This window comes from Enterococcus sp. ARL09-542 (assembly GCF_005234805.1).
GTDB lineage: Bacteria > Bacillota > Bacilli > Lactobacillales > Enterococcaceae > Enterococcus_D > Enterococcus_D gallinarum.
Genome location: NZ_QPQX01000005.1, coordinates 53323 through 69605 on the forward strand (window position 1 = coordinate 53323; position 16283 = coordinate 69605).

The 16283-nt window shown below is 39.1% G+C and carries 17 protein-coding genes; 1 reads left to right on the forward strand and 16 read right to left on the reverse strand.

The window, feature by feature from the left end:
* Window positions 1-347 precede the first annotated feature (347 nt).
* The 12 genes from DVW06_RS07155 to DVW06_RS07200 form a co-directional block, all read right to left on the reverse strand.
* Window positions 348-566 carry a YneF family protein gene (locus DVW06_RS07155; RefSeq protein ID WP_029486708.1) on the reverse strand — a complete coding sequence of 73 codons (219 nt, stop codon included), beginning with the start codon at window positions 564-566 and terminating at the stop codon, window positions 348-350.
* A 107-nt stretch (window positions 567-673) separates the two neighbouring features.
* Window positions 674-1477 (reverse strand): ABC transporter permease, encoded by an 804-nt coding sequence (locus tag DVW06_RS07160; RefSeq protein ID WP_003126257.1) that lies wholly within the window; start codon window positions 1475-1477, stop codon window positions 674-676.
* 1 nt (window position 1478) lies between these two features.
* Window positions 1479-2387 carry an ABC transporter ATP-binding protein gene (locus DVW06_RS07165; RefSeq protein WP_005471183.1) on the reverse strand — a complete coding sequence of 303 codons (909 nt, stop codon included), beginning with the start codon at window positions 2385-2387 and terminating at the stop codon, window positions 1479-1481.
* A gap of 307 nt (window positions 2388-2694) precedes the next feature.
* Window positions 2695-4218 (reverse strand): helix-turn-helix domain-containing protein, encoded by a 1524-nt coding sequence (locus DVW06_RS07170; RefSeq protein WP_174784171.1) that lies wholly within the window; start codon window positions 4216-4218, stop codon window positions 2695-2697.
* A gap of 412 nt (window positions 4219-4630) precedes the next feature.
* Window positions 4631-5164 carry a hypothetical protein gene (locus tag DVW06_RS07175; protein ID WP_003126254.1) on the reverse strand — a complete coding sequence of 178 codons (534 nt, stop codon included), beginning with the start codon at window positions 5162-5164 and terminating at the stop codon, window positions 4631-4633.
* A gap of 309 nt (window positions 5165-5473) precedes the next feature.
* Window positions 5474-5545, reverse strand: coding sequence for a hypothetical protein (locus DVW06_RS17450; protein WP_229073500.1), 72 nt, complete (start codon window positions 5543-5545; stop codon window positions 5474-5476).
* Between the two features lie 128 nt (window positions 5546-5673).
* On the reverse strand, window positions 5674-5979 hold the full coding sequence (locus tag DVW06_RS17060; protein ID WP_029486705.1) for a hypothetical protein: 306 nt from the start codon (window positions 5977-5979) through the stop codon (window positions 5674-5676).
* Between the two features lie 78 nt (window positions 5980-6057).
* Complete coding sequence (locus DVW06_RS17065; RefSeq protein WP_041119674.1) at window positions 6058-6753, reverse strand: Ig-like domain-containing protein; 696 nt, start codon at window positions 6751-6753, stop codon at window positions 6058-6060.
* Window positions 6754-6940: 187 nt separating this feature from the next.
* Entirely contained in the window at window positions 6941-9025 is a 2085-nt protein-coding gene (locus DVW06_RS07185) for an FtsX-like permease family protein (RefSeq protein WP_003126251.1), read from the reverse strand.
* Window positions 8997-9770, reverse strand: coding sequence for an ABC transporter ATP-binding protein (locus DVW06_RS07190; RefSeq protein ID WP_137264526.1), 774 nt, complete (start codon window positions 9768-9770; stop codon window positions 8997-8999). Before DVW06_RS07190 ends, DVW06_RS07185 begins: the two co-directional genes overlap by 29 nt.
* 90 nt (window positions 9771-9860) lie before the next feature.
* Window positions 9861-10808: a sensor histidine kinase gene (locus DVW06_RS07195; RefSeq protein WP_003126249.1), complete on the reverse strand. Its 948-nt coding sequence runs from the start codon at window positions 10806-10808 to the stop codon at window positions 9861-9863.
* A complete protein-coding gene (locus tag DVW06_RS07200) occupies window positions 10805-11500 on the reverse strand; it encodes a response regulator transcription factor (RefSeq protein WP_021149913.1) in 696 nt (231 codons plus the stop codon). The genes DVW06_RS07195 and DVW06_RS07200 overlap by 4 nt, the downstream gene beginning before the upstream one ends.
* 158 nt (window positions 11501-11658) lie before the next feature.
* Between DVW06_RS07200 and DVW06_RS07205 the strand changes: the two genes are divergently transcribed.
* On the forward strand, window positions 11659-12276 hold the full coding sequence (locus tag DVW06_RS07205) for an FMN-dependent NADH-azoreductase (protein ID WP_005471177.1): 618 nt from the start codon (window positions 11659-11661) through the stop codon (window positions 12274-12276).
* A gap of 93 nt (window positions 12277-12369) precedes the next feature.
* Here DVW06_RS07205 and DVW06_RS07210 read toward each other — a convergent pair whose 3' ends face one another.
* From DVW06_RS07210 to tyrS, 4 genes are all read right to left on the reverse strand, one after another.
* Window positions 12370-12756, reverse strand: a complete 387-nt coding sequence (locus DVW06_RS07210; protein ID WP_029486697.1) for a cytidine deaminase family protein — start codon at window positions 12754-12756, stop codon at window positions 12370-12372.
* A 90-nt stretch (window positions 12757-12846) separates the two neighbouring features.
* The gene (locus DVW06_RS07215; protein ID WP_003126244.1) at window positions 12847-13737 is read right to left on the reverse strand and encodes a deoxyribonuclease IV; all 891 of its coding nucleotides are present in this window, start codon (window positions 13735-13737) and stop codon (window positions 12847-12849) included.
* A 101-nt stretch (window positions 13738-13838) separates the two neighbouring features.
* On the reverse strand, window positions 13839-14750 hold the full coding sequence (locus DVW06_RS07220) for an AEC family transporter (protein WP_003126243.1): 912 nt from the start codon (window positions 14748-14750) through the stop codon (window positions 13839-13841).
* An 89-nt stretch (window positions 14751-14839) separates the two neighbouring features.
* Entirely contained in the window at window positions 14840-16102 is a 1263-nt protein-coding gene (tyrS, locus tag DVW06_RS07225; RefSeq protein WP_003126242.1) for a tyrosine--tRNA ligase, read from the reverse strand.
* Window positions 16103-16283: the final 181 nt, after the last annotated feature.

Sequence of the window (16283 nt, forward strand, 5' to 3'; positions counted from 1 at the left end):
CAATGACTGACCTTCCGATGTAGTTACATTTCAATTCCTCGCGAAACACGTTTTGTTACCTACCCAACGATAGGCACAATTCATTTGCTCATCTACGCTTCGCTTACAGTTCTTCTAAGGGAAAATCACTAAGATGAACTTGCATGCCTCGCTGACGCGGTCAATCGCAGTGACTCGCAACACGAGGTATTCCTCCTCATTTGCTTATCTACGCTCTGCTTCGCTTACAGTTCTTCTAAGCGAAAAGCACTAAGATGAACTTGCATGCCTCGCTGACGCGGTCAATCGCAGTGACTCGCAACAAAAAGCGAGCTGATGGGATCAGCCCGCTTTTTGCGCTAAAAAACCTATTTTTGGTTTTTCATTTGTTGCATCATTTGCCGAATCTTCTTCTCAGAAGGCTTTTGGCCCATTGACATCATCATCGAACGCAACATATCCTCATTAACGGGAGGATTTTTCTTCAGATAATCTTGCATATATTTACGCGCCAAAAAGAAGCCGCCGACAGCGCCTAATAATACCGCGATAACAGCGATCACGATTACAATTCCTAAACTAACCATTTGAAATCTCTCCTTTCTCTTGTACTCTCAATGAATCATTTTACTAGAAAAAAATACAAAAAGAAAGAGAGAAAGCAGGATTTCTCCAAAAACATTCCCTCTATATATCAGCTTAATGCCACATCTCGTTTGTTGAACAACCAGTTTGTCAAAAAGTAGATCAATAAGCTGTATAACAAAAGTCCAATCGTCATTTCCCAATAATTCAAACCCGGATCAATTATTGCATTTTGCATATCCGTTTGATGCAATAATGTGGGAACCGTATCTTTGATATTCATAAAATTAAATGGATTCCACTTCAACCAAGGATATTTTTCTATCGCAAAAAGCATGATGGAGTTGATGATGCTGCTCCCGAACAACACAGCTACTCCTAATCCCACTGCCATACTTTGAGAGCGAATGACGGCAGAGATGAACAGAGTCATGGTCATATAAAATACAATCAACAGTAAATTCGTTGCTGCATAGACAAGAGCCACAACTATAGCTGGCAATTGATTATAATCCGTTGATGTGAAGGGAGATTCAGATACCAAAAACAAATTGCTGGCAAGAAAACTGCTTAGAAATAAAACCAGTGTGCCAAGCAAAGCAAATAAGAGTGTGTTGATGGCTTTTGCGGCTAATATCTGACTTCTTGAAAATGGCCGAATCAACAAAAACTTGATGGTCCCTCGACTAAATTCTTCTGCTACCGCTGAAGCTGCCACAATAACAACAAATAAATTCAAAAATGACGTCATGTCGCTTAGAAAAATAAATAGATCGTTGGCTTTAGTATCAGGCGAGCCTAAGCGGACCACATAGGTGAGTCCGAATGTTAAAACCACCAAAAGTCCCAACATGATCCATGTGGACTTTTTTTTCGTGACTTTGATCCATTCATTTTTTATTAGTGTCCTCATTCTAGAGCCCTCCCTCTTCCGTCCAAGCCAAAAATGTTTCTTCCAACGAAGATTGCTGCAATTTCATTTCCTTTAAACCAATCCCTGCATTAACGAGGGCAGCAGCGATCTCAGAACGATTATCCGTTTCAAGTGAAATCTGTAATCCATCCGTCAAAGCAAGCCCATCGATTTGGAATTTAGTCTTCAAGACATTTAATGCTTCCTGATCGTCATCTGTTTTGATGATCAGTAGGCTTTTTTCTGCCTTCAAGGTATCCATCGCGACTTGATGGGTCACTTTCCCTTTTTGGACAACGATCAGATGATCTGCAATCTGTTCGATATCACTTAATTGGTGACTCGATACTAAAACAGAAACACCCTGTTCTCTTAACATGAGAATCATTTCCCGAAACTCTCTCATACCCTTTGGGTCAAGTCCGTTCATTGGCTCATCTAATACTAAGAGAGTAGGACGATGGATTAATGCCTGTGCCACACCCAATCGTTGGCGCATCCCTAGTGAATACGTTTTGACTTTTTGATTGATATATTCTTCTAAATGAACTTGGCGAATCAAGTCATCCATCTCAACTGCCGTCATTTTTGTCTTCGCCATGCGCTGGTATTGCATCAAATTTTCGTAACCAGTCAGATAATTGTAGAACTCAGGATTTTCTACAATCGCTCCTACCGAGGCAATGGCTGCTTTAAAAGACGTTTCTAGGGAATTCCCCATGATCGTAATTGAGCCTTTATTGTGCTTCATTAAGCCAACGATCATTCGAATAATCGTCGTCTTACCCGCACCATTCGGTCCTAATAACCCGACCACTTGCCCTTGTTCCACTGAGAAAGAAGCATTATCAATGATTTGCTTGGTTCCAATCAGTTTCGATACATTTTTCAGTGTTAGTATTTCTGTCATTTCATCCCTACTTCCTATTCGCTATTTTTTTACTTTCATGATAATAGTTATTACTACCATCCCACTAGAGTATTAAAAAGTCAACAGGAAAAAGAATGATCTTTTCAATTTGGTCTTCTTACTTCCGAATGAACTTCAAAGAATACGAGCCAGCTTCATCAAATTGGGATTTTAAATTAATGACATGATTTAATAAAAAATAAACGTAGTAGAAATCAAATTGTCATTTAACAAATGATGGAATTGGACTGAACATATAAATTTATAAAGAGGTGTTTTCTCCGAAATGTGAATAATTCATCTGCTGCTAGGAAAACTGATGGAAACTTAGGCTGTCAAAAACCTGTTTATGCTTTTCGCTCCGAATTTTATGAATCTTTTCTTTCAAACGTTCCCAGTCACTGCTGGTGGGCTGACCATTCCAATAAAAAATCTCCATTTGTTTGTTTGCCCCTAGCTGGCGATAGATTGGGTAATCACTGATTAGAATATCTGGTTCATCAACTGAAGGAACATGCTGGATTGCTCGATGGGAGGTGTTCAACAATCGATTTTTGATCCATAATTCTTGTGTCTTGTCAAATTTCGATTGAATAGAAAAAGTTACTGGACGCTCATATTTAATAAAGACTGTTCGAACGAGCATGCAGTATTGAAAGATAAGACGATCATTCTTCTTTGCAAACCCGACAAGTGGAGGGATTTCTCTTTTTATTGCGATCAAAAATCGTCTCATCGTTGGGTACATGACTGGGAAATAAGCTTCAAGCTCACTTTCCCTCGTTTGTTTTCCAAACCCATCTATTTTATGTTCTGTTCCAAAAACTGATGAGTAGGAATGAATCATGAGTAAGTTGACCAATAAATAATTTTTTTCTTTCGAAGTGAGTGCCAAATCAAAGTATGCAGACAGTTTGTCAATAATGATCTCCTCAGTCGAATACTGCTCATTATCAAACCAATTCTGATGGATTTCAGTCAGATCCTCTTCCAAATATGTATTCATTACTGCAAACATAAAATAAAGAAAACTGATTTCTTCGTCCGTGAGATCACTCACAGCGTAAACATTTGCCTGAAAAAAAGGTGCCAGTATGCATTCGGTGAACTTTCTTTTAGTCATCAATGGATGCTCGAAAGTCGTTATTTCATCAGGAATTTCTACGATAAAATGTCGCTGTTTGATTCGCTGCAATGAAATAGCCAGCAGAGATAAAAATTTATTGCAATCAATTTTTCGCATGTAAGGAGCGTGACGCTCAATTTGAGTAGCAATAGTTTGCTTGTCCCTTATCGTTGCTAAAAGATCTGAGTCCGTTTCATCAAACAACTGCCAATACATGACATGATAAAAATAACGTATGTAGTACTCTTTTCCTTCAAGTGGATTTCCTTTTCTTAAACTGTATGATAAATGATAATTTGCTAACACTTGATTCAATTCAGTCAATTTTCTTTGAATCGTCCGTAAACTGCTATATGTCTCTTGGCTTAATTGCTCTAATGAGTGGTACTTTCCCTTAAACAACAAATCAAGAAAGGTAAATCCGACAGTTCTTTCCACCAAGATTGCATAAACTTTGCTTAGCAGAAATCTAGGTGAAAATTCTATCTTGATAGTTTTTGATTCTGATTGATAATTAACCGTATACTCAGAATATTGCTCCTGAAATAATTCTACCTGTTGAATAACAGACAATAGCTTGCTAGTTTTATAGTTAAACACAGCCATCAGCTCTTTGGTTGAATAAATTGTTTGATTCCTTTCATAACAATAGGTGAGAAACTGGTTGATTTGTTTTTCTGTTGTGTCAAATAATACATGAAACACTGATTGACCCTCGCTTAAATAGTTATTCAAACTTTGCCTTCATTTAAGTTTGATTTCATCTGGACAACTAAAAAGATCTTACAATATTGTAAGTTAGTGAATGTTTTGCGATCATACCACTTCAAAGGAACGATTGTCAAACTACCCGTCAAAGTCTTTTATTAAAAAATATCAGCTCAACAAATCTTGCGATTTGTTGAGCCGAATAAATTGTAACTGTTCATTTCTGGGGAAGAAATTTCCAATCATTTTGCTTGTTCTGCCTTTTTGCGACAATCTCTCAGGAGAGTTTACATGCCAATCTGACTATTCTTTATTTACTTCATTATCAGCAGCGACCGCTTTTTTATTTACAATATTAAATGAACTTCTTAAATGTCTTTTTCTGTTCTGAGTGTTTGTCCTGCCACAATTAATTTTCATCATTATTATCGTATGAGGAAAGACTATTGGGATTGCTCGTCTCCTTAAGTATACTAGTGTCAATGCTGGAACTCTCAGAAGAAGACGGTAGATCAACAATACTCCATTTACTTGGCTTTAAATTCTCTATAGTTGTAACGTCACCATCGTAAACAATCACTAAATCCACTTTGTTTTTACACTTGATCTCAGACATTGGTAAATCTCCACGAATTCTTAAAAAATTCTCAATACCGGAAACCCATTCTACATTCGTTAAAGTCGTTTCACCAATGACCTTTTTCTCAGTACCCTTACCATCCCAACCATAAGTTAACACTGCTCGAACCGATTTGGCTGATCGTGTTTTATTCGGACGAATAGGTATCGTGATCCACTTTGACTGCTCATCATAAATGATACGGTTCGTTCGTAAAGTCAAAGATAGTTTACCGGGAGCTCGTTCATTTGCCAAACTATCTATTTTAAAGAAAACAATAAGTAAAATAATAAAAAAGGCAATCAACAAGGGGATTTTATTCATTTGCTCACTTCCTAAATCTATTTCAGGTTAACTTGATAATGAGATTATAGTAGTTTTTTTAGTTAACCACGCGCCAAAAAAAAGACAGAATCAGGTGGAAATTGGCATTTTTCAGAAAACAACCAAAAAAGACTGACACAAGAAAGACAAAAAGTCGCAGCGAATTCTTCGAAAAATCCAGCAGCAAACTACCACTAACTAGATCAATATTTTGTCTCTTCTTATGTTCAGCCTTTTAAATCTGTAAGGATATTAGATTTGAAACGATACATTCACACGTTCATCCAATCTCCAATTCATTTTTTCTTTTTATTTTCGTTTATAGATAACGTAAGAAATCAAAAGCATGCCCCCGAGAATCATCCATTTATCATTGGTCATTCCGGTTTGCGGTAATTGAGGATTCCCTCCATTCTTTGGCGGTGCCCCACTCTGACTTACTTTAGGAGCGGATAATGAAGAGTTGTCCACGCTATTACCATTACTGTTGGAAGTCGCACTCTCGCTACTTAACTATTGGTCGTACTTTCGTTACTTGTGCTACTCATTGTACTCTCACTGCTTGCGGTCGTACTTTCACTACTTGTGCTACTTGTTGTACTTTCACTGCTTTCGGTCGTGCTTTCGCTTGAAGTGCTCGTTTCTCCGGTACCACTGCCCCCGCCTCCATATTTCGGCGTGTAGCCAGTAGTTGTGTGGACTGCTGCTGAATCATTGATCAATGCTTGAATGGTTCCCTTGTTTGTATATTGCTCCAAAGACCCATCAGTTTCTGTTTTATAGGTGATATAGATTCTCTCACTCGTATCCCGCAAAGGAATTTCAAAAGTGCCGTCTGAATTAAGCGTAATTGGGACTTGGTCAACATAAGTGGGATTAGTTACGCTTGGACCTTACACCACTCGTGCCGTGGTGCTGATCAATGCTTGATGGGGTCCAAGAGTATCAATGAATCTCCCATTTTTAATTGAAACCTTATTCGTATCATAAGAATTGATATAAATACGCCAATCAATCGTTCGTTTGGGTTCTTGTGTGCCTAGATAAAGCCCTTGTTTCGTAAGTAATGCACCTGTTCCAGTATCCTCAACCCCTCGAATAAATAAAGGAATTGTCTTAATTCCATTAACTGTTTCAAAATCGAGTTGATTGATCTGATCGACGGTAATGTCTTCACTAAATTTTGTCCAAAAGTAAAAATCTCCATGCACATTGTTGTTCTGCTCAACAAACTCAGTAAATACAAAAGTAAGCTGATTCCCAACTTGGGTGAGATTTACTACTAAATGACCGTTCTCATCATACAGTTCATAGCTATTATTGACACCTTCAATCTCTACTGGGAGGATAATCGTCGCTTTGTCCCCGGCCTTTAAGTCACCTAATCCTTCGAGACTCCATTTGAGATCAATTTTGAAAGATTCGTCTTCATCTAAAGTCGTCACTTCTTGATTCTGACTATTGACAACGGATACATCAGTGATTAAGTTTGCCCCCACATCCGTCTCTCCGTATACGATTTCCATACCGGTAAAAATGGGGATAGTTAGCAACAGAGCAACAAGTACTTTTGCAATCTTTGAAAGCATGTGATCCCTCCCTGATAGTTAATAGGTCACCGCCAGTATAATTTACGGAAAATTCAGAAGCAAGTCATACGAACTGTGCGAGTTATATCACAAGGCAGGGCTTCACTTTCAAATTAATCATCTGCTTTTCACAGAAAAAAACCTATCACTCAAACAAAGCGATAGGTTTTGTAAAAAGACTGACTGATTATTCTGTTGGATCTGCATAGCGATCAATTTGTTGATTATAACGTAGTTGACAACAAATATAAAAAATAACTTGGAACAATAAGTAAATACCTACGATTTCACCATAGAACTGCCAAACGGGCAATTCAACTAATAAACGCAGTGCGGTCATCGCAACAGCAAAATGAATCATTGCCACGATAGTTGGCAAAAAATACATAACTTGTAGCTGATGACGCAGAATTTTATGCCGTTCTTTTGGTGAAACACCAAGCACATGCAAAGAGCGATGGTAAGCGCCGTCCTTGTCAAGATCCGCAAACAGGCGGAAATAGATGATTGATGCAGAGAAAATAAAGAAAACGGAGCCCAGTAAAACAGTGATCATTAAAATGAGACCATTGCCTTGACGTGTTTCCTGGAAAACTTTGTATTTTGATTGATAACCAATATGAGACGGAATGCCTTCAAGTGCTTTTGACCACTCTTCATCGGACATCTCGTTGACTTTGTCTGCTCCTAATTCATCGTAGATAGCGGATACTTTTTCATCTGTTTCTTTATTTTCTTGATCGATTTGCTGATTGATACCATCAATTAACGTAGGATCGTCTGCCCACTCGGGGTAATCTAACCAAACAAATCCTCCCGAATCTTCAGAATCACCAATTTCTTTTTGCCACTTCTCAAAAGTTTGATCAGTTACAACACCAAGGCCAAAATAGTTCAACGAAAGCATTGAGGGACTATGAACGATCGTCATATCTTGCTGAAAATCGCTATCTCCGCCAATTTCCAGCGGATACACATGTTGTCGTTGGCTTTGGTCAACCGACAACAGTTCTTTACGTCTTGAATAATTGCTGCTAAGTTCAAGCACTTGATCATCCATAACAGGTTCAGCTTTTTCTCCGATTTGGCTCATCAATTTGCGATAATCACTTTCTCTCATCAATGAAAATGCATTGTTCATGTAATATGGATCAGTAGCAATCGCTGGATTTTCAAGATTTGTGTAGGTCTCAATGAGATCCACTTGTTCCATAACCGGATGATAGCCTTGCGCTTCCAATTTTTCTTTCACTTCAAACGCCTTCGTTTTACCTATTTCATCTTTTTCGTATTCCGAAAAAACATACGCTACACTAATTCCTTGAATCGAAGAAAACGAAGTGTTGCCAATCGCCATCATTACTGCTATTCCTACAAAAGCCACTGATGTACTAATGGCGATCAGACTGTACATTGCCGCATTGTCCCGCATACGAAAAATCCATTCACTAATCGTTAACAAGCGTGTTCCTTGTAAAAAAGAAGGACTTCTTTTAAGTTGTTTCAATAAGTAAACACTAAACTGATAGAAGGACAAGATCGTGCCTGCTACCGTCAACAAAACGCCTAATAAAAGAATCAAAAAACCGTCAGCTTTGAAAGAAAAATAAAACACACATCCGTAGCCGACAAAGAGCAAAAGCACCCCAAGGAATGCATAGATCCGACGACTCACAGGCTCCGGCCTGGGCTTCTCGTTTTCTTTGATCAATGATATGATCTTTTCCCCTTGTAAAGCACGCGTACTAAAAAATGAGATCAGCAGGAACATCAAAAGATACACGCCGATTGTTAATCCCAAACTAGTCAATGGAACCATAAAAGACAATCCGCGATTGAGATGCATTACATTCTGAGCAACAAGCAATAATAGCTTTGTTCCCAAAATTCCTAAGCCAACCCCTAGAAAGGTGGCCAGCGATCCTAATAACGCATTTTCAATAAATAGAATTCTTCGCAAATCCTTCTCTTCAATCCCTAAAATGAGATAGATCGCGAGATCACGTTTGCGACGTTTTAAGAAAACAACAAAGGTGTACCAAAGAAACATCAAAGATAAAAATGCAATTACTACTAAAGCAACCGCTAATCCCATCTTAGCTAGACTGGAAATGGTATCGCTCGCTGACAAGTTTTCTTTTAGTTGCGGATGGAACAAAAGCAGACTAAATATATAAAAAACCATGGCAGCAAATGTACTGCTTACGAAATAAGCAGCATAGGTGCGGAAGTTACCTCTTAAATTACGAATGATCAACTGTCTGAAATTCATGACGGCGACCTCCTAGATGTGCAAGAACATCAAGAATTTTTTGGTAAAATTGTTGCTGATCACTTCCGCGATAGGCCTCATTGTAAAGTTTGCCGTCTTTGATGAAAACAACACGATCAGAGAAACTTGCGGAATAGGGATCATGGGTAACCATCATCGTTGTCACTTGTCGCTGTTTGTTCATTCGGCTCAAAATTTCCATGACATCACGGGCTGCTTTAGAATCTAGATTACCTGTCGGCTCATCCGCAAGCAACAGTTCTGGCTGATGTATCAGCGCTCGAGCAATCGCAACACGCTGCTGTTCTCCACCGGACAACTGATAGATCCGTTTTTTTCTTTTGTCATTGATTCCTAACTCTGTCAAAAGCGCTTCACAGCGCCGTTTCATCTCATCAACCGGTACTCGATCCAATGTTAAGGGCAGCATAACATTCTCTGCCACATTTAGCGGAGACAATAAGTTATAATTTTGAAACACGAAACCTAACTGTCGGCGTCTAAACTCAGCAAACTGTTGTTTTGGCAATGTCAGCGGTTGGGCGCCATTGATGATGACCGAGCCGGATGTTGGTTGATCCAGAGTCGCAACTAAATTCAGCATGGTGGTTTTACCACTGCCAGAAGGACCCATAATGCTAATAAATTCTCCGGCAGGCACTTTGAGATCAATTTGTTTCAACACTTCCACAGATACTTCACCAGTATACGTTTTAGTGATATTTTTCAACTCTAGTAAAGCCATAGCACTCACTCCTTTGCTGTCAGTGTAACAGGTTTTCTGAAACAAACTTATCGATTGTTTGAAAGATAACTTACAATTTTGTAAGTTTCGTTAGCTCTCGGGAAATTTTAATTGCAGGACAGTCCCTTGACCGACTTCAGAAGCAATCGTAACCGTAATCGAGAGTTTTTGACTAATGAGAGAGACTAAATAGAGTCCCATACCGGTAGCTTCTCCCCGCTGCCGTCCATTGTCACCGGTATAAAAAGGTCGGAACACCCGTGGCAAATCTGCCGCTGAAATGCCACAACCTGTATCTGTAATCGTCAGACTTCTGTTCGCATCATCTAATGCAAAAGTGACTGTTGCTTTCGGATTCGAGTATTTGATGGCATTACTGATCAATTGAAAAAGTAGAATCTGCAACCATTTTTTGTCTGTTGTTATCCAAAAATCAGTCTCATCCTTAATTTTCGGATAAATTTCATGCCGGATGAAATTGCGCTTCTGTTCACCGATGCTTTGCTTGATCAATGCTAATAAGGAGGTTGATTCAATCAAAAAGTCTTCTTCAAAATCTTCCAGACGAACAAAATTCAAGGCTGTGGCTAATCCGCTTTTCAAACGATCCGTCTCTGCTAAAAGATCGTAAGGGTCAATTTGACTACTCTCTGCCATCAGTTCTAGGACTGAGACTGGTGTTTTCATTTGATGGACCCAGATATTCATAAATTTGATATGGGTTTGATGATGGGCATCAATCGCTGCTAGTTGCTCTTGTACGTGATGATGGTCGTCATCTAAAAGCTTTTTGACTCTTCTAGCTAAGTAACCAGCGCTTCTTCCAGATAATCCTGTTTTTAGATAGTGGTAGAAACTGCGATTGGCGAGATAATCAATCGTGAAAACTCCTATCGCTAACAAGCCCACTAATAGTAAGCCATAGCCGATCACAAAACCATTGCGATACCCATCTAACCAAACGAGCAAAAGGATCAAAGCAATCGACATCCCAAATAAAGCAATTGCTGGTAATTGAACTTTCAAATATTCTTTCATTCTGGTCTCCCGGCAATAAAAAGAGCATAACCCTTTCCACGAATCGTTTGGATTGGTTCATCAAGACCGAGACTTACCATTTTTTTTCGCAGACGACCAACATTTACTGACAATGTGTTATCATCTACAAAACGTTCATCGTCCCATAATTTATTCAAGATCTGTTCTCTGGAGACCATTTCTGGATAAGCCATCATTAGTAAAGTAAGCAATTCTCCTTCACGAACAGTTAACACTTCTTCCTTTTCTAGATAATTCATCTTTAAAGCCTCAGGATAATAAATCAATTCCCCAGCTTTTAGTTGGCGAGCACGATTGCTCTGTGCATAGTCTCCATATACTCGCCGAATATGACTTTTTATTTTTGCTAAGAGTAATTCATAAGAAAACGGTTTGATCAGAAAATCATCTGCTCCATACTCAAGTGCCATCACTTGATCCATATTACCGTCACGAGCCGAAATAAACAAAATGGGTACCAAGGATTGCTCGCGGATTTTTTGACACCAATAAAAACCATCAAAAAAAGGTAAATTAACATCTAACAAAACCAAATCTGGCTCTATTCTATGAAATTCTTCCAAGATCTTTTCGAAATCCTGCGGAATAAAAGTCTCGAAGGCATAGCGAGACAGCTGACTTTCAATCATTTTGACTAATGACTTTTCATCTTCAATTAGAAATATTTTCACAGTGCACCTCCTAAAGTACTTCTAGTTTACCAAAAGCAACGGATCACTTCCTTAAAAAAATCAGAAAAAGATTGTCCACTTATTTATTGTAAGCAAAATGATTTTATAGTAAACTATTTCTCGTGACATGTTAAATATATCTAAAAGGTGGAAAATTGATGAAAAATGTTTTAGTTGTAAAAGCAAATAACCGTCCTGACGGAGTATCTGCAAAAATGTTCGATACTTTTGTAGAAAATCTAGATCGAACAGCAGTAGATGTAGTTACTTTTGATGTTTACGCACAACCAATGCCTTATATCGGACAAACATTGTTCGAAGCATTCGGAAAATTAGCACAAGAACAAGATTTAAACCAAGAAGAACAAGAATTGATGACCGTCCGTCAAGACGTCATGAATAAATTTGCAGCAGCAGATACGATTGTCTTTGCATTTCCTATGTGGAACTTGACGATTCCTGCGGCATTGCACACATTTATCGATTATATTTTCCAAGCCGGTTTCACTTTCTCCTACAATGAAGATGGATCTATGAACCAATTATTGAAAGACAAAGAAGTTGTCTTGTTAAATGCCCGTGGCGGTGTTTACTCAGGTGAAATGAGCGGCATGGAAAGTGCTGTTACATTTATGGAAAAAGTATTTGGTGGTATGTTTGGCATGACGATCAGCGATGAAGTAATCATTGAAGGTCACAATGCAGACCCTTCAAAAACTGAAGAAATCATTGCAGCCGGCCTAGAAAAAGTGGCAGAAGCAGCAAAAAAATTCTAATAAAAAATTAAAAATCTCAGGAATGATAAGCGAACCAACAATGCGAACTAGCAGTTATGGGACAGCTTTATTCCTGAGATTTTTTTATTACTGTTAAACAAGACCGTCTTTCCAATCAAGTGGTAAAAGCTGAGCAAGCGGCAGACTGCCCGCCTTCGTCAAGACTTGCGCAGAAAGATTGTCTTCAGACAGCTGACTGAGAAACTCGCGGCAACGACCACAAGGTGAGATCGGATGCCCCTGCCAGTCCACAGCCACAACTTTTGCAATGTGATGTTCTCCCGCAGTGATCATAGCTGCTGCAGCTGCATGTTCTGCACAAAAACCCATAGAACAACTAGTGTCAATGCACACTCCAGTAAAAACGTTCCCTTCTCTGGTAAGGATGGCTGCTGCAACACCGCCTGATTCTGCCCAGGGAGACAGTTTTCTTGGTGCAATCTTCGCTTGGGCGAAAGTAATCAATTCATCAAACTCCATCTATTCCTCCTGCTAAACCCATTCTTTCTTCAATAATCGAAACAGTTCCAGACTAGGTTAGACTTTTTTTACGCCATAGGATAATGTGGTTCATTGCTCCATGATCTTAGTCAACAAGTCTGGATCAAACGTTTGTTGCTGCAGCATGGCGATTTCAAAACCATAAGGAGCTTTTTTATTCTTTTTGTCTTCTCCAACATAAGGAGTTTCTAAAATTTTTGGGAGTTGCTTCAATTGTTCATGATGGACGATTTTATTCAATGCTTCAAAACCAATCGTTCCAAAACCAATATTCGCATGCCGATCTTTATGGCTGCCTTGGGGATTTTTGGAATCATTGACATGGATTACTTTTAAACGTTCCAGTCCAATGACCTTATCAAACTCATTTAAGACACCATCAAAATCTTCTTTGACGTTATATCCAGCATCATTGGTGTGGCAAGTATCAAACGTCACCGAAAGCTTCTCATTCAGCGTAACACCATCAATAATTGCAGCAATTTCTTCAAAACTGCGTCCGATTTCCGTTCCTTTACCAGCCATCGTTTCTAAAGCAATCTGAGCCGTTTGCCCTTTTTCCAAGACTTCGTTCAATCCTTTGATGATTTGCTTGATACCTGCTTCTGGCCCTGCACCAACGTGAGCTCCTGGATGCAATGTGATTTGCGTTGCGCCCAATGCCTGTGCTCGTTGAATCTCCGCTTGTAAAAACGACACCGCAAAGCCAAAATTTTCTGGTTTGATGGTATTTCCCAAATTAATGATATAAGGTGCGTGGACAACAATATTCGAAATGCCTGCTTTCGTCATGAAATCTTGTCCAGCAGCAATATTCATCTCTTCAATTTTCTTACGACGGGTATTTTGTGGAGCCCCCGTATAAATCATAAAGGTAGTTGCTTGGTAGCTTGCTGCTTCCTCTGCCGCTCCCAGCAACATTTTTTTCCCACTCATGGAAACATGTGATCCAATTAACATTGATTGTCTTCCTCCTAAAAATAAGTCTTGTCTATTATGCGAAAAAACATTCATTCACGCTAGTTTTTTGCTTGCCGTTTTCTTTGACTTTATCCACTATATTAAGCCAATCCAAATAAAATCAGTACGAGTGTCATGAGAGGCAAACTAATCAAGAAACTGATAGAAGACACAAAGCCGACTGCCTCTTCCTCCATACCTGCCAATACAGAATTGATCACACCGAATAAAGGAATTGGAGCAAATACCAGTAAACACAACACGGGCTTCAAAAAAGCGGGAAGAGGTAAAAAGAAAAAGCAGAGAAATAATAGCAAACCGATTCCATAACGCAAACTCAAAATCTTTCCTACCGTTGCAGCAGCATGTTTCGGTAAACGAAAATCTAAAAACAAACCAATCATGAACATCGATAGAAAGGTATTGGCATTACCGATAGGTTGGACTAGCTGGATCACCCCTTGCGGTAATGAGAGCCCAAAGCTGCGGATCAGCAACATGAATAAATAGCAAGTAAAGGTTGGCGATCGTAATAAATTAAGAATGATTTTTCCTGGCTCAAAAACTGTCCGTTTCCCGATTAGATACTCAATCAAAATGGTGGTGCCTCCTGCCAACATAATACTGTTACCCATATCAAACAATGAAATCAAGGGGATTCCTAATGGATAAAAACTTTGTGCAAAAGGAATCGCGAAATTTCCGATATTGAACCCGGAGCCACAATACATCGAAAACTGACGTAACACATCATTCTCTTTTTTGGTTAGGAAAAAGGCAGTCATAATCTGCACGAACGTGATGATTACCGCAATTAAAATTAATGCCAGTGCGTCCATTTGGATCTGCATATCGGCAAGATTAAGAATGATTGCTGCTGGCAGAGTGACATTGAGGATCATCCGAGACAGAATAGATCCATCCGCTTTTGATAGGACCTTTAGCTGTTTAAGAAAATACCCCAAAAAGATCATTGCAAAGAGACCAGCGGCATTCAAAAATAATTGTCCCATAAACGATCTGTTTCCTCCTCTATTGATTTGAAAAAAAGCGAACCCACTCAGCGGTTCGCTTTTTACTCATTTCACTCTCTAGCAACTAGCTAAAATGTCAACAAGAAATATTTTTTCTTCCCACGGCGAATAACAACATATTTGCCGCCGATACGGTCTTCTTCGTTGATCACGTAATTTAATTCTTGTTGGCGTTCGCCATTCACATAGATTGCCCCGTTTTGGATATCTTCCCGGGCTTGTCGTTTCGATGCTTCGATTTTCGAAGTAGTCAACAATTCTACAATGTTTAACTCATCATCATTCGAGACTTGATAGGTTGGGACCCCTTTGAATCCTTGTGCAATTTCGTCAGCAGACAGTCCTTTGATATCCCCATTGAACAAGCTTTCAGAAATATGAACAGCTTGCTCATATGCTTTTGCACCATGAACTAATGTGGTCACTTCTTTGGCCAACGCTTTTTGGGCAACTCGTGTTTCTGGTGCAGCTAAGAATTCTTTTTCAATTGCTGCAATTTCTTCAAGTGATAAGAAAGTGAAGTATTTCAAGAATTTCACAGCGTCACGGTCATCCGTATTGATCCAAAACTGATAAAATTCGTAAGGTGTTGTTTTGTCGGCATCTAGCCAAACTGCATTCCCCTCAGTTTTACCAAACTTGGTACCATCTGCCTTAGTAATCAAAGGCATCGTCAAACCAAACCCTTGGACTTCTCGTTCGCGACGTAGCAGTTCAATTCCTGACGTGATATTTCCCCACTGGTCACTGCCTCCAAGTTGCAATAGACAGCCATGTTCATCATAAAGATTTAGGAAGTCATAGGCTTGCAGCAATTGGTAAGCAAATTCGGTATAAGAAATTCCCGTTTCAATGCGGCGTTTTACGCTTTCTTTGCTCATCATGTAGTTGATGGTAAAGTTCTTCCCTACATCACGTAGGAAATCGATCAATTTTAATTCGCCTAACCAGTCATAATTATTGGCTAAAATTGCTGGATTCGTTTGATCCTCAAAGTCAATAAAACGAGACAATTGATTTTTGATACTTTGAGACCATTCCTTGACGGTATCTAATGTATTTAATTGCCGTTCTTGGTCCTTGAAAGATGGATCCCCAATCATCCCTGTTCCTCCGCCTACTAATGCAATAGGAACATGTCCTCGTTGTTGGAAACGGCGCAGCATCAAGATCGGTAAAAGATGGCCAATGTGCAAACTATCAGCGGTTGGATCAAACCCAATATATAGTTTCACAGACTCTTCGTTTAATTGTTTGATCAATGCACTTTCGTCAGTAGTCTGATGAACCAGACCACGACTTTTTAATTCTTCAAAAAAGTCTGAACTCATTTTTTTTCCTCCTAAATCATTACTCACTGTTCATATTAACTGAAAATCCGCCTAAAGAAAAGCCTTAATCCCATTTTGGATCAATCCCGTATTTGTTATAATTTGATTGTGATAACGAGCAAAACTATCCAAGTGCGTTGATTTTTGCTATAATACAACGGAATCTATTCTAATATCATTG

What these genes read in the sequence shown, in the direction of transcription:
- DVW06_RS07155 (WP_029486708.1), bottom strand. Translation starts at nt 566, where the DNA reads ATGGTTAGTTTAGGAATTGTAATCGTGATCGCTGTTATCGCGGTATTA.
- DVW06_RS07160 (WP_003126257.1), bottom strand. Translation starts at nt 1,477, where the DNA reads ATGAGGACACTAATAAAAAATGAATGGATCAAAGTCACGAAAAAAAAG.
- DVW06_RS07165 (WP_005471183.1), bottom strand. Translation starts at nt 2,387, where the DNA reads ATGACAGAAATACTAACACTGAAAAATGTATCGAAACTGATTGGAACC.
- DVW06_RS07175 (WP_003126254.1), bottom strand. Translation starts at nt 5,164, where the DNA reads ATGAATAAAATCCCCTTGTTGATTGCCTTTTTTATTATTTTACTTATT.
- DVW06_RS17065 (WP_041119674.1), bottom strand. Translation starts at nt 6,753, where the DNA reads ATGCTTTCAAAGATTGCAAAAGTACTTGTTGCTCTGTTGCTAACTATC.
- DVW06_RS07185 (WP_003126251.1), bottom strand. Translation starts at nt 9,025, where the DNA reads ATGAATTTCAGACAGTTGATCATTCGTAATTTAAGAGGTAACTTCCGC.
- DVW06_RS07190 (WP_137264526.1), bottom strand. Translation starts at nt 9,770, where the DNA reads ATGGCTTTACTAGAGTTGAAAAATATCACTAAAACGTATACTGGTGAA.
- DVW06_RS07195 (WP_003126249.1), bottom strand. Translation starts at nt 10,808, where the DNA reads ATGAAAGAATATTTGAAAGTTCAATTACCAGCAATTGCTTTATTTGGG.
- DVW06_RS07205 (WP_005471177.1), top strand. Translation starts at nt 11,659, where the DNA reads ATGAAAAATGTTTTAGTTGTAAAAGCAAATAACCGTCCTGACGGAGTA.
- DVW06_RS07210 (WP_029486697.1), bottom strand. Translation starts at nt 12,756, where the DNA reads ATGGAGTTTGATGAATTGATTACTTTCGCCCAAGCGAAGATTGCACCA.
- DVW06_RS07215 (WP_003126244.1), bottom strand. Translation starts at nt 13,737, where the DNA reads ATGTTAATTGGATCACATGTTTCCATGAGTGGGAAAAAAATGTTGCTG.
- DVW06_RS07220 (WP_003126243.1), bottom strand. Translation starts at nt 14,750, where the DNA reads ATGGGACAATTATTTTTGAATGCCGCTGGTCTCTTTGCAATGATCTTT.
- tyrS (WP_003126242.1), bottom strand. Translation starts at nt 16,102, where the DNA reads ATGAGTTCAGACTTTTTTGAAGAATTAAAAAGTCGTGGTCTGGTTCAT.